Origin of the sequence: Ferrimonas marina, assembly GCF_900129905.1 — a bacterium.
Classification (GTDB): domain Bacteria; phylum Pseudomonadota; class Gammaproteobacteria; order Enterobacterales; family Shewanellaceae; genus Ferrimonas; species Ferrimonas marina.
The window spans coordinates 543,562-556,415 of the sequence record NZ_FQXG01000003.1 but is presented as its reverse complement, the minus strand read 5'-3'; the positions used below and the strand labels follow the sequence as shown (position 1 = coordinate 556,415).

12 protein-coding genes and 2 tRNA genes are annotated in these 12,854 nt (G+C 53.8%); 7 read left to right on the top strand and 7 right to left on the bottom strand.

Features of this window, described 5'->3' with window-relative positions:
- Positions 1-38: 38 nt before the first annotated feature.
- From BUC04_RS10005 to BUC04_RS09995, 3 genes are all read left to right on the top strand, one after another.
- A complete protein-coding gene (locus BUC04_RS10005) occupies positions 39-617 on the top strand; it encodes a hypothetical protein (RefSeq protein ID WP_067654988.1) in 579 nt (192 codons plus the stop codon).
- A gap of 38 nt (positions 618-655) precedes the next feature.
- Positions 656-732: transfer RNA gene (locus BUC04_RS10000), tRNA-Met, on the top strand.
- A 47-nt stretch (positions 733-779) separates the two neighbouring features.
- Positions 780-870, top strand: a tRNA-Ser gene (locus BUC04_RS09995).
- A gap of 39 nt (positions 871-909) precedes the next feature.
- Here the strand turns inward: BUC04_RS09995 and BUC04_RS09990 are convergent.
- The 6 genes from BUC04_RS09990 to BUC04_RS09965 all read right to left on the bottom strand — a co-directional run bounded on the left by BUC04_RS09990 (position 910) and on the right by BUC04_RS09965 (position 5,970).
- Positions 910-1,419, bottom strand: coding sequence for a hypothetical protein (locus tag BUC04_RS09990; protein WP_067654991.1), 510 nt, complete (start codon positions 1,417-1,419; stop codon positions 910-912).
- A 66-nt stretch (positions 1,420-1,485) separates the two neighbouring features.
- The gene (locus BUC04_RS09985; protein WP_067654997.1) at positions 1,486-2,754 is read right to left on the bottom strand and encodes a Y-family DNA polymerase; all 1,269 of its coding nucleotides are present in this window, start codon (positions 2,752-2,754) and stop codon (positions 1,486-1,488) included.
- Positions 2,751-3,125, bottom strand: a complete 375-nt coding sequence (locus BUC04_RS09980) for a S24 family peptidase (RefSeq protein ID WP_067655000.1) — start codon at positions 3,123-3,125, stop codon at positions 2,751-2,753. Before BUC04_RS09980 ends, BUC04_RS09985 begins: the two co-directional genes overlap by 4 nt.
- Before the next feature lie 161 nt (positions 3,126-3,286).
- Positions 3,287-3,973, bottom strand: a complete 687-nt coding sequence (locus tag BUC04_RS09975) for a hypothetical protein (protein WP_067655003.1) — start codon at positions 3,971-3,973, stop codon at positions 3,287-3,289.
- A 260-nt stretch (positions 3,974-4,233) separates the two neighbouring features.
- Entirely contained in the window at positions 4,234-5,283 is a 1,050-nt protein-coding gene (locus BUC04_RS09970) for a hypothetical protein (RefSeq protein ID WP_143165670.1), read from the bottom strand.
- Positions 5,284-5,322: 39 nt separating this feature from the next.
- A complete protein-coding gene (locus BUC04_RS09965; protein ID WP_067655009.1) occupies positions 5,323-5,970 on the bottom strand; it encodes a hypothetical protein in 648 nt (215 codons plus the stop codon).
- Positions 5,971-6,230: 260 nt separating this feature from the next.
- On the opposite strand from BUC04_RS09965, the gene BUC04_RS09960 reads away from it, so the two are divergent.
- From BUC04_RS09960 to BUC04_RS09945, 4 genes are all read left to right on the top strand, one after another.
- Positions 6,231-6,902: a hypothetical protein gene (locus BUC04_RS09960; protein WP_143165669.1), complete on the top strand. Its 672-nt coding sequence runs from the start codon at positions 6,231-6,233 to the stop codon at positions 6,900-6,902.
- 33 nt (positions 6,903-6,935) lie between these two features.
- On the top strand, positions 6,936-7,400 hold the full coding sequence (locus BUC04_RS09955; protein WP_067655013.1) for a hypothetical protein: 465 nt from the start codon (positions 6,936-6,938) through the stop codon (positions 7,398-7,400).
- A 185-nt stretch (positions 7,401-7,585) separates the two neighbouring features.
- The gene (locus tag BUC04_RS09950) at positions 7,586-11,023 is read left to right on the top strand and encodes a hypothetical protein (protein WP_143165668.1); all 3,438 of its coding nucleotides are present in this window, start codon (positions 7,586-7,588) and stop codon (positions 11,021-11,023) included.
- A gap of 98 nt (positions 11,024-11,121) precedes the next feature.
- On the top strand, positions 11,122-11,925 hold the full coding sequence (locus tag BUC04_RS09945) for a hypothetical protein (RefSeq protein ID WP_067655019.1): 804 nt from the start codon (positions 11,122-11,124) through the stop codon (positions 11,923-11,925).
- On the opposite strand, the gene BUC04_RS09940 is transcribed toward BUC04_RS09945, so the two are convergent.
- Positions 11,916-12,737 carry a metallophosphoesterase gene (locus BUC04_RS09940; protein ID WP_067655021.1) on the bottom strand — a complete coding sequence of 274 codons (822 nt, stop codon included), beginning with the start codon at positions 12,735-12,737 and terminating at the stop codon, positions 11,916-11,918. The genes BUC04_RS09945 and BUC04_RS09940 overlap by 10 nt on opposite strands.
- Positions 12,738-12,854: the final 117 nt, after the last annotated feature.

The window sequence follows — 12,854 nt, the reverse complement described above, 5'->3', positions numbered from 1 at the left end:
ATTATCTTCACACCCAATCGGAACCTAAGAAATCCTGCATGAGCATTACCACCCCCTTTTTCAAGAGCCAAAAGACCAAAATCGCTTACAACCCGCCCGGGGGCAACCCCACCTCAACCTCCATTGACAGCTACTACCTCTTCTCTTGGCATCAGGATGCACAGAACCAAGGGCATTGCCCAGTCACTGCCTTTGCCGCGGCCAAGACGGAAGCCCGGACCCAGATCTACTCACTCCTAGCTAGTGGTGTCAGCAAAGACCAGGTCCGGCACGCCCTTAAGGTCGCCATTTTGCTAGAAACCGTCCCAGGCATCGCCGACAAAATTGGGACACGCGACGCGAGCGCCCTAAGTCACTACTACGGCCGCAAACTTGTTCAGGTAACTGCCGACAAAACCACTACGGTTGAGCTCGACAAGCTGATCTACGAATACCTGGAAACCCTCTATGGACCCGGCCGCAAGCGGTTCCTTGACGAGTTCATCGCTGACCTAATCCCGGACATCGCTAGTGGCGAAAAGCTGGCGCAGGTCGTCCGCCAAGAGTTGTTGTTCCGGTTATTCAATCCAGCGGCGCTGTTGCAGCATTATCCAGCACATGAGATGGCCCGTGGTTGACCTCATTCTCTGGGTTGAGTTAGAGTCTCTTTAACGGACGCGGGGTGGAGCAGCCTGGTAGCTCGTCGGGCTCATAACCCGAAGGTCGTCGGTTCAAATCCGGCCCCCGCAACCAATTCCAAGGGTATCGCGCATTTTCGCGGTGCCCAGCAGAACGTTTACGGTGAGATGGCCGAGTGGCTGAAGGCGCGCCCCTGCTAAGGGCGTATGGGTTAATAGCTCATCGAGGGTTCGAATCCCTCTCTCACCGCCATCCCTCCCCTAGCACTAGATATACTTAGGTATATACGGGCTATTTCTTAAGCAGGTTGTAGAGATACTGATCCAGACTTTGGCCGGCCGCCTCAGCTTGCTCCTGCAGTTTGCCCGCGACGTCCTCATCTAGGCTCAGGTTGTGCTTACCTGGCGCAAACCGGGACCGCAAGAACTCATCGACGCTTTTGCACTCTTCCTTCTCTGCTAATCGGTTGATTTCGTTGCGCACTTCAGTCGAAACGTTTAGCTGCTTCATCTCCCGTTCGCTGTACCTCTTGTCCTTATTAGAGCGTGCCTTGCGGGCACTGGCGTACAGACGCTTGAGCGCTGGCTCGGAGCACACTTCGCAAAGCAGAGCTGCGAGTGATGCTACATCTTTGTCTTGGATGCTGCGTAGCCTTGATGCCACCGCTTCACGATCAGTGACTTCCTCTTTCACCAGCAGGCTAAACTCCAGCGGGCTCATGAGCTTTCTATTCGCCCAGTTACGCAAGTAGATGTAGTCCTGCTCTTGGACGTAGGTTTGCAGCGGATGGGTATCGCTCATGGAGTGCCTCTTTGTGAACCGTTCACAAAGACTCTACCCTCTCGTGGCGGGGTCTTCAAGTCCGCCTTAGCAGCGAGCCTTTGGGATGTCGCTCCAGCGGGTAAGTGGGTTTTTCGACAGGAATTGCCGGTGGTTTAGCTCTGCCCTATCTAACATACCAGTGGCGGCCGTTTGTAGGGCGCCAGAGCCAAACCGGGCGTTGATGTCGTCCATTGCCTTCATCAGCGGTCCCGAGTTCGCTGGCGGCGCCTCAAACAGGCTCATTTGACTGCTGCTGGCGTTCGATAGTCCGCTGAGGATCACACCGTGCTTCGCAACGCGGGCCCCGGGTCGCCACATGGCCTCTACCTCTGTCATGACTTTGCTGACCAGCGTGCGGGTGTCGTCGGTGGCCACCGGCAACTGGATCACCTTAGAGGCCGAAAAGCCATTGCCACGCTCGCGGTCCCCCTGACTGGCATAGGCAAATACGCTGATCACCTCACACATCTGACCCTGGCGTCGCAACCGCTCTGCGGCGTACTCGACACGCAGTGCCATGGCCTGTCGGAAGCTGACAAGATCAGTCAGGCGCGCCTTCACCGTCAAGGAACTGCAGATCTCCTTTGCTGGCGGTGGCACTTCGTCAAATCCCATGGCCAGTTCGCCGTTCAACTCACGGACGATGCGCTCGACGTTGACGCTGAACTGCCGGCGCATCTGCTGGGGTTGCTGTTGGCTCAGATCCAGCGCAGTGCGCAAGCCAATGGCCTCCATCCGAGCTGCCAACCTGGAACCAATGCCCCAGACATCCGTCAACTTCATCTGGGCCAGGATCCGGCGTCGTTCATGGTCGTTGTCGATCACCGCAATGCCCCGGTAGCCCTCTAACCGCTTGGCTGCGTGATTGGCGGCCTTCGCCAGCACGTAGGTGGGCCCAACGCCCACACCCATTGGGATCCTCTGCTCTTTCCAGACACGCTGGCGGATGGCCCGGGCCAGTTGGTGGTGATCAGTGATGCCGTAGTATTCCTGGAACGTCTCATCGATGCTGTAGACGTGATGTCTGGCCGGGCCGAAGCTACGCAATGTCTCATTCATCCGCTGGGAGACCGCGGCATAGAGCTCATAGTTTGAGGAGTGAACCCGGATCCCATGTTGCTCTACCAGGCCCTCAATCTGGAAGTAAGGTTGGAATTTCTTACCGAGGATGGCCAGAGCCGGCTTGGTCGCCGCGCAGACACAGCCATCTGAGTTGGTCAGCACGATGTGTCCGTTGGTCAGGTTACGCAGACTGGGATCGACGGAGGCCTCGGCACCACAGTAGAACGCGTTGGCATCGATCAGGTAAATCATCGGTAACGGTTCAGGCAGCCGATCACCACCCCCTCAATCACCACCTCACCAGAACGGCCTAGGCCAACCGCTGGGTAGCCGGTCTCATCACCCGGTAGCGGTTCCGCAACCAGCAACTGGTTCATCTCATCGACACGACGTACCAGGTGCTCACCATCAACGACTGCCAGCACCAGATCGCCATGGCGTTCTCGGAACCCGCGCTCAATGATCAGCACTGAGCCATTCAAGATCCCCGCTCCGGCCATGCCGTCTCCACTGGCCTCGCAAAAGATGGTGGCGTGCGGCTTTTCAATCACTAACTGGTCCAGCGACAGCTGATTACCTTCGTAACTGCGCGCCGGCGACGCAAACCCCTTGATACCTGCCAATCCAACCCCCCAAGATCAATTGCGGTCAACAAAACACCGTAACCTGTACACCCATACAGTGTACGGTAGTTTTACTATCAACGACCAGCCATTGATCCCATTGTGACACCGGTTGGCGGATATCTGGGCACAACAACAGTCCCGGGGGCACCCGTCTGCTACTAGATGGGCGTAACCGTATTGAACCTGGAGATGGACTTGCCCGGGTCCCCCTTGAGCTGATAGTAGGTATCCTCGTAGATACCCCAACGACACAGATCAATCGGTGTCACTTCCGATGCATTCACCGCCCCCACGGCGCCAGCCATTTCCAGTCCTGCGGCAACCAACTCACTACAGAAGAATCGGGAGAAATCCTCTCGATTGTAGGTAGGCCCATCCGCACCAAAGGGCAACTGATCCAGTGCGTCCAAGGCTGACCTTATAGCCTGCGGCATATCGTAGCCCTTGCGCTCTCTAGCCTGGTTGAACAGAAAGTCATAGAACGCTTTCTGGTCAAATCGCCCCTCACGGATTTCCTTTCTCAGCGGCAACCACCAAAGCTCTCCTTCGTAGGCGGCAAGCCGGTCGCTGAAACGATTGATCTGAACCCCATTGAATCCATGCAGGGAGGTTGATTCGATGATCTGGTTGAAGAACCGTGTGTCGGCCTCATCCTCTGTCGGGATCTTGGTTTGCAAAATCACCCCGACGTGGGATACGTCGCTTAGGGTCCCAAGTTTGATGATTTCTGAAAAGTGACCCTTTCCCCCGAAGGCGATTACGTCTCCTGGGCGCATTTCAGGCCTCGCATCCGCATACTGCATCTGAACGACTGAGTGCTTAGAACTCGATTTTCCGAACGGCATAACGGGCCTCCATTGATTTCGGTACAGGCACTGTTGTGTAACGACACATAGGTATCGCTGATCGTAGGATCAGCCATGAATCCTCAGAGACCGGTTTGAGTGAACAAGGACGCAGATCGCCGAATGCACATGCCATACGCAGTGCTTTTACTTTGTTTTTAACTCAAGCACCCCACACTTGATCCACCCTGGTGGTCAGGTAAAATACAGTAGGTGGTACAAATTCGGGCTTAGGACTCAGGTGTTTTTCATCGCAATCATTACTCATCTTTCCCTGAGGTTTTTTTATCGTCCATTTCATGCGGGTATATATAATGGCCCATAAAGAAAAGAGCAAGGAATGCCAATATCTGAAATGTTTTAATTAGTCTTTCGTCAACCGGTTCTTTTGGTACCATTTCACTTGATTCTAATTCGCACTCATCCAATGTCGCGAAGCGCAAAAAGTCGGTTATCTTTAAATGTCTGTCATCTTCTAATGATAACTCCTCATCGGTTCTTACTGAGGACTCATTTTCTTCTATTGCCCTGTTGATTGCTATTAAGATATCAGGCTTGAGAAATGCACCACTATGCTCCACCCCAATACCTTTCGCTATGAATTCAAGCCCACTTTTCATCTCGGAAAAAGTGATAGATTTTGCATAACCTTTGTAGTCAGCATAAAAACCAGGCTGTTTGTACTCCTTCCACCTAATAACAGCACACCAATTGCCGGTTTCACTGCAACGAGTCTCCCGCTCATCTAGATCGCTGATCAAAGCCTTGAACCAACTCAGATCACTGAAACTGTGATACGTACAATCAATTCCAACCTCACATTGAACAAACTCTCTTGACACTCTCTTTGCAAAGAGAGTGATTTCTTTTTTTTGTTCGTTGTTTTCGCGCTCTGCAGCCATGATAGAAGTATGATTTTCTATGCTCTTCTGTGATGGAATGATTTGAAGCCACCCAAGCAAATAGATCACGTAAAGAATAAGAAATAGAAAGCAAGAAATCACAAAGCCAGAAAGGTACTCGATAACCTTAAAAACTGGCCTTGGGAGGCTTGCAGGCAAACTAATCCAGATGACTCGCACTAAAGACCTTGCAAGCAAAAGGAAGATTAACGCAATTGCTACCGATACATAGCGTTGGGTAAGGTAGTCTGTCTCGGTGTAAAGGTTGTATATCCAAACCATGGCGAAGATGAATGATAAAGCCACCCCCAAGACCCAGCTAAGGATTATTATTCCCTCATAAGTGCATACAGGTGAAAACTTCCTCTTCAAGTATGCGGAAATCCTCTCTGAATTATCTCTGCTCACGATGATGGTCCTATTATTTGACTGTCGTGCCCCAAGCGATCAACCGGGATTGCTCAAAAAAGACTCCCAGATAGGGTTGTCACCCCATGGATAAATTCGCTCTCTATATTTAAACTCCTTTTTCTCTGCTGTTTGCGCCCAATTATTAATATTGTCGTCTTCGAACGTGGATAAATAGCTTTTGAAGATTTCAGCGATCAACTCATCAGCATCAACATAATATGTGACCCCTACGTAGTGGGGGGGCCTCGCTGTGGGCTGGGTTAAATGTACTTTGTACGAAACTTGAAATGGGATGCCAGGGCTTATAAGGCCACTAAAGGAAGATAGGCCCTCGACCCGATATGAGGCCACCTCTAGCTCGATGCCATCTTTATCATAGAGCGTGATCAATAGTTGGTGAAAATAGACGGGAAAATTGGAAATGGATTCTATGAACACCCTGATGCTGATAGCCTTTTGATTTTGGTCCATTTGATTTGTGTAATGGATTCTTAACTGCGGGCGGTATGTAGCAACATTGACCAGAGCTTCCCTTTTGGCCAATGCCAATTCGAGCTTGAGTCGGTTGTTATCATTTTCTATTTCGTTCAGGCTGACCACTATGAATGCAACTGCGGCCCCGAAAATTGCAGTGCACCATTTTATTAATTCAGTGGTGTCAATCTCTTTCTTTAAGGTAAACATTCGACGTTCCCTTTCGAAGTGATAGTCGCTGACTCGCGCTGTCCATGCAGTAGGCGGTGGGTCCGAATAGGCTCAACAAAAGCTAGAGTGTCGATTAAACTTTTTCAACACATTATGTGTGATGCGGGGGAATACTGGACCCCACCATACGGGCACTGGGGGTAGTAAATCCAGGCATGCAAAGGGGAGCAACCACTAGCGGATGGTATTAAGGGCTGACTACTGCTAGTTTCACCAGCGTTAAGGGAGTCCTGTTGATCATGCCTAAGAAAACCACCATCCGATTGTTGTCCGGCCTTGAGCTGGAACTGCTGTTGCTCAACGAGGGTGACGATTACCCACTGCTGGCGATCTACCACGATGGCCTGAGTAGCCAGTGGGCCCTAGATGCGAAGATGAATATCACCTCCAGTGCGAGCGCTTTGCCACTGTCCGGCAAGCCATGTACTGAGTTCCAGATCCAGAGCATTCGCCCGCGAAGCCTCAATGGCCAGTCCTGGGCGCTCCACTCCGGCAGTGGCCGGGTTCTCCAGGCCTTCTTTGATGAAATTGGTGTGACCCAGCAAGAATGCGAGGTCGAAGACAACCGCCCAGCAGAGCGTCCAATTATGGAAGTGAAACTGGTAGAGGGGCCGACCCTGGCGCTGAGCCTTTGTGGCGAAGACAACGCTACACCCTCACTGGTGATCCGCCATGGCGACATGATTTCCGAGTGGGGCCTGGATTGCGGGATAGACACTAGCCACGTTTACGCTATCGAGGGCGGAGTCAGCCACGGGCGCCTGCAGATCTACGGCAAGAACGGCCAGGATTACCAGCAGTGGTTCGTTAAAACGGAGGAGGTCGATCGCATCGCCATGTTCCTCAAGCAACAACGCTTCCCCCTGCCAAACTGGACCCCGCTGGATCCAACACTACTAGAACAGCAATAGCACGAATTCCCAGCCTGGAAGCGAGTTGTCTCCATGAGCATTAAGAAGTCGCGGCGTCGCAAGACGCTAGAGAACGGCGCCAAATACGGTCGCCTTACCGTGATCAGGAACCTGGAAGTGACATCCGGTGAGTCGATGTCGTTGTTCGAGTGTGACTGCGGTACCCAGTTCGAAAGCCGCAACTGGAACGTCACCTCAGGACGCACCAAGAGCTGTGGCTGCCACCGCCGAGAGCACGCTGCAGCCGTCGCTCGCAAGTACAACTACAAAGAGATCCTCGGCGGTACCGAGTTTGGCCTGCTTAAGGTCATTGGGCCCCTCGACGATCATGCGCCTGGTTACCCTGACTACCAGGCACGGTGTCAGTGCGGAAAGGTGATTGAGGCGCGTAGCAACGACCTCAGAACCGGCCACGTCTGGCGCTGCGGTATTGACTGTGAATTAAGTGCCGGCATGACCAAGGGCCCCGCACTAGCTTCTAGCAGCACCCGGGCCTAGGCGCTAACTCGCCAATGGGAATTAGCTCACCCCCACCACTGCCGTTAATCGCAACACCCATGTTAATGCCCCTCTTTTATCACCACCATAGGAGGGGCTAACTCCCCGTTTTACTCCCCTATCGCATGACCAGCCTGAAGTGTTTCTAAAATCTTGCGCATCTCCCAGCTCAGCTCAAAGATGCCATGACCCAAGCACTGCCAAGTCTCCATTCGCTTCAAACAACGCTAAAGAATCAGGCCACCACGAACTTGCAGCCTGCCATGGCCATTCACCCCCCCGGGTACTTCCAAAATCTTGTAACTCGGGATAAGGCGTCTGAAGATCCTGTTCTCAAGCATCTTGCAACAAGACTCAACTTCACTGATGAGCGGATCCGCATGACCCGCTACCGCCTACTTCCTGTTGACTGGGAGAGCATTGTTCCTGCAAGCATCTATGGGCGAGATACAGAATTCCGGTTCCTGCGCGCCATGTTTGAACAAAGCTGGGGCGGTAATCCCTTTACCAACTTATCGATTTCAGCTTTTATCGATGACAGGCAGTACACCCATTTTCAACCGGTATCACTGCCCCCCGTGATTGCCTACGCCTGGCCAAAACAACCAGATAGTGGATTGACCAGCTTAGTGCTGACAAATGACGGCGAATCCTATGCACTCTTTTTTGGCGGGCCAGTGGACTTTGCCAAAGACTACGAAGGGGCATGGTCCAAAGTTGCAGCTGCGGTCAAAGTAAAACCAAGTATCCGCGGTGACATCACTTTGCCGATCGCCATCCAGTTCCAGAAGGTCAGAACTGACACTCTGGCACCGGCATTCCTCGAAGCGCCAATACCGGTCCTACCGGATGTACCAGGCTTCCCATTCACCCCGCCGGCGCCTGACCTCGGAGGCCCGGTTGTGGACTTTGATCCGGAGCGTCCCATCCTTGACCTGCCGAACCCAACCCTCCCTCCAATCGAGCTTAAGGACCCGGTGTTCTTCTTGGACTTTGTTAAGCACATTCTCAATACGGAAGACTCCATAAAACCCAGCAAGGTACGGAGCATAGTTGAGAGGGACTGGATGGTGTCTGCAGAACCGATTGACACGTCAGAACTGATCTTCAGCTACGACCCGGCGAAGCACGGAGTAATCTTCGTGGGCGATCCTGAACCGATTGACACCGCTAAAGAGAACCCAGCCTTTAGACACAACCTGCTGGCGTTCCGGTTCTATTCAGCGCAATCGCCGGAAGAGCAGTACACCCGTGCCAAACTGCCCGAGAACACCCTGCTTATCCGAGATGGATTGAGTGGGCGCGTCTACGCAGCAATTCAGGAATCTGAAAGCGACAACCAAAGCACCCCTACCGACCTCAGCAAAGGGACCACCATTCCACGCCCCTCCTCCCAGGAGGAATGGGAAGCGGTATGGCAACAAGCCACTGTGTTTGCGATGGTCTCCCTTGACCCCGGGGATAATCAGAGTGACGACTACTCACCCGAAGGCCAGACTCACTCACTGGGACGGCTGGAAACCCGGACTATTCTTGAACGATACCAAGCGTTAAAAGCTGAGCAGGAAACGCTGGTACCCGTATCTGAGATCCAATCAAAGTGGCTCGATACTCTTGGAAACGAGCAAGAGTTTGAAGCGCTGACGTTGGTGAAAACCCATTCCGTCATCCAGCAGATCACTCGCACCAAACAGAGATTGCATGCTATCCAGCAGCAATTGGTAGAACTTCAGGGAGATGCCCAGCAACTCGGCTATAGGCTCTTCCTTGAGGCACCCCAGTCTGACGGCGGTGGCATGTACAAGCCTTACAAGGACGTTGCCAATGCACCACCGAGGATCAGAGATATAGCCGTTCCAGTCCCCCAACCCGGTAACCTCTATCTCGAACGCACGGTCAAAACCGAGTGGAAGACCTACCACAAGAGAACTGAATTTAGGTACAAGACAGTGCGCAGTGGGTTCCTGGGACTGAGCCGCAGCACAAAGCGGATACCCGTCACTGTTCACTACACGCGCAAACGCAAGTCCAGTTACACCCGGTTTGACGCCGTTGGGATTGGGGATGAGCCCTGGGAAATCCTAAGGAACGATTTGCTGAGAGAAAACTATAGCGTCCACATGCTCGAAGAAGCCGATGGCGGTTACTTCAACCAGCACAGTGAAAGCCTTGTGGCAATCATGCAGCGTTGCCGTGTCGATGAGCGATACCGCCTCAGGACGGCCCTTTTTATTCCAGAATACGACCCCAGTTTTCGTGACGGTGGGCGGGTGCTAGTCAGGTACCAGGTGATCATCAAGCCCATGCCAGGATTTACCCCGGTCGCACTGCCAGACGTCCACGTCCTGGAAGGGATCTCGCACCGTAAGGTGTTGGCGGGAACTGAGCTTGGGGAACTGGTTAAGTCCATCGCATTGGCGCCTGGTGAGTCAAGGTCAATGACTTACACTCGGTCCTTCAGCCAGAAGACCGACAAGCGACGAAGCATCCGTTCTTTCCAGGACTTGGTAGAAACTGATGAGAGCAGTTTCGAAGCAGCACTAGAAGATGAGATGAAAAGCGACGCCAACGCCAGCTCAAGTAACACGTCTTCTTCAACTGTCAGTGCTGGCGGCTCATACGCTGGATTTAGCGGCTCTGCCAGCTTTACCAACAGCAGCACCGACAGTAGCTCACTGAACACTTTCCTCCGCGAAGTGGAGGGGCGGTCACAGCAGTCCTCACGACGGGTAAGCCGCTCGATCAAGGACGAAGTCACTACCGAACTGACCGAGACAGTCTCCTCAGAAACGTCGGAATCTATCACGACAGAAATCCAAAACATCAACCAAGGCGCCAGCCTGAACCTGATGTTCCACCGACTGTATAACACCTACCTGGCTGGCGTGTACCTCGACGACCTGGCACTGCAGCTGACTCACCCCTTTGAGCTGGTACAAGGCACAGGGATCCGGCACAAAACGACCTACAAACTAAACGACTTCGATCATTTCGTACGCGACCTTCAGGACTTCTGTGCCCCGTTTGACTTCGGCAATGATGACCTAAGCTCTACGCTGCAGGAGCGGGTACTGCAGTTTGTAGAGGCTGCTCTCCGGCAAGACTACCTCAAGTTTGAGGCCATCACCGTCAGCGAGAATGAAGGCCGCAAAGCTGACAGCCTCCGGGAGCTGGTCAATCGAATTCAACTAAGGCAACAGGCCCTAGCTACGTTCTTTATCCGCCTGCCCAGCACCTCCTCCTATGTCGACTCTCAGCTCGGCGCCAACCCGGCGACCGAACCGTACTCCGAGGCCCTCAGGGCAGAGGAACTGCTGGAGCGACAAGCTCAACGTCGACTTATCGGCGCAAAAGCGGCGTCCTATGGCAACGCGGTGACCTATATACCGGTACCTAACACCACCTTCGCTGCCCGGCACATTGATGGTCAGTTCATCGAGGTATCAACCTCAAAGCCCCTTCAGGACGGCCACTGGATGGTGTACGACGGCATTAGCCCGCTGGGGCCGTTTAATCCCGACAACGCCATGATCTCCTGGCAAGGCTCAGCATCTGACCTCGAGCTAGCTCCGCTTCAGTTGCTCGAAATCACGCAGGGGCTGAGTGTCCCCAGAGAACGATGAACAAGGGGAAATCTGTCTTAACTGCACCGCTGACTGGTGCAACAGAGGGGCCAGTCAGCGCTCCCACATCAGGCCATCGTCGAGGGCAACCGCACATTATGGCCGGCGTTCCGATGCCCGCCCACCAGGACGACGTCTACATAGACTGGGAACTGCTAAAGCGGGCCGCCCCTGACCTGCCTGACGCCTTGGCCCAAACACTGCAAGCAATAAGCAGCGCCAAAGAGGCTGCTGAAACACTGCGACGCTTGGAGCTGCAGGTTAGGGTCACGTTGCGCTTTGTCGTGATACGAAAAACAGAGATGATCAAGCTTGATGGTAAGTACGGGGCATTGAGATTGCTAATAGAGAGCAAGGCCCAACACATCAACATCACCACCCGCAAAGTTCTCAAGGGCAAGGTGCTTTCTCCCCCATCGAAGATGGGTGTCTTTGTTGCTTTAGCCAAACCTATAACCACTGCTATGGATGGAGACACTAGCCGAGCCGCTGCACAGGCGGCTATAGCATTGGGAAGCGGCTTAGTGACCCACACCCTAGAACAGGCAATGCTTTTGCTTGTACGGGCCCTAGGAAAGAAAGCGGTGGTCGCCGGCGCAGTCGCCCTCGGTCCTGCTTCGGGCATCATCATCGCTTCGGTGGTAGTTGGCTACGGCCTCGCTGTACTTGCAGAGCACACCGGTCTAGAAGACGACCTGACAGACCTGGCCAAGCAAGTAGGAGACCGGTTCGACGATACATGGGAGGCCTTAAAAAAACAGGCTGGGAACGTCATCGATGATGTAACCCTAGCAGCAGATTTGGCGGCTGATGAAGTGGTGCAGTCGCTACCCACTCAAGAAGAAGTCATAGAGGGTATTGGCGGTGTCCCGATTAGCCTGCCCGGCGGCTATCAGCACTGAGCCTCATTAGGGGCACTCACCAGCTCACACACCCCATCCACAAAGCTGCAGCAGAGCAGTTCCTGGGTCAACTCGCCCTCCTCCACAGATAGCGCCAGTAGGGTCAGGTAGCAGTTGGGCCACTCACTTTGGTATGCCCTGGTGTCCAGGTACAAGCGGTTGCCGTCTCGCCGCGGCCCACGCAAATAGGCGGTGTGGCCCATGGCCACCAAGTCGATTCCAGGCACCGGCGGTGCTTTGGACATCTCTGACACCTCCCTGCCCCACAGGGCCTTCTCAACCAACTCTTCGCGGGTCAGTTCACCCAGACCTTCCTCACGATCAAGCGCATTCAACCACTCAGACCAGGTTACTCCGGCAAGCACCGGCACCTCAGCATGAACAGCTCCCACCACGCTGGCTTCTGAAAAGCGGATCTCCATGGCCACCGGCACTCGTGCCAGCTTAGTCCGGATCTCAACTTGAGCATCTGGCTCAAGGTCGTGGAACCAACGACCCCCGTTGACCTTATGCAGCTCCGCCGTGTCCTCGCAGTGACCACTGTCGATCACCATCTGCTCGTGATTACCGCGAACCATCTTGTACCCCGGGTCACTAGAGGTGAACAGGTTAACCAGCCTGGCAGAGTCAGGCCCGCGGTCGACCAAGTCGCCCAGGCTCACCAATGTGATGTTCTCGAACAATCGAGGGCGTGTTCGGCTTCTCAGGTACCCCAGGTAGCGCAGGGCTTCAATGAGCCTGCCGTAGTGGCCATGCAAATCGCCCACCAGCAGCACGGTGTGCCCTTCTGGTACATCCAATCGTTCGATCACTGAAACCCCCTTGAAAAGATAACGCGCCAAGAGATCACACTGCCCCCGGCGCTGACTTCCCAGCCGAACCTATATTGCGAAATTTACGGAAACCACCCTTCAACCTCCAGAGGCGTG

Bases quoted from the DNA above. Each gene is read 5' to 3' on its own strand.
- BUC04_RS09990 (WP_067654991.1), bottom strand. From the start codon at position 1,419: ATGAGCGATACCCATCCGCTGCAAACCTACGTCCAAGAGCAGGACTAC.
- BUC04_RS09960 (WP_143165669.1), top strand. From the start codon at position 6,231: ATGCCTAAGAAAACCACCATCCGATTGTTGTCCGGCCTTGAGCTGGAA.
- BUC04_RS09975 (WP_067655003.1), bottom strand. From the start codon at position 3,973: ATGCCGTTCGGAAAATCGAGTTCTAAGCACTCAGTCGTTCAGATGCAG.
- BUC04_RS09985 (WP_067654997.1), bottom strand. From the start codon at position 2,754: ATGATTTACCTGATCGATGCCAACGCGTTCTACTGTGGTGCCGAGGCC.
- BUC04_RS09945 (WP_067655019.1), top strand. From the start codon at position 11,122: ATGGCCGGCGTTCCGATGCCCGCCCACCAGGACGACGTCTACATAGAC.
- BUC04_RS09955 (WP_067655013.1), top strand. From the start codon at position 6,936: ATGAGCATTAAGAAGTCGCGGCGTCGCAAGACGCTAGAGAACGGCGCC.
- BUC04_RS09965 (WP_067655009.1), bottom strand. From the start codon at position 5,970: ATGTTTACCTTAAAGAAAGAGATTGACACCACTGAATTAATAAAATGG.
- BUC04_RS09950 (WP_143165668.1), top strand. From the start codon at position 7,586: ATGACCCAAGCACTGCCAAGTCTCCATTCGCTTCAAACAACGCTAAAG.
- BUC04_RS10005 (WP_067654988.1), top strand. From the start codon at position 39: ATGAGCATTACCACCCCCTTTTTCAAGAGCCAAAAGACCAAAATCGCT.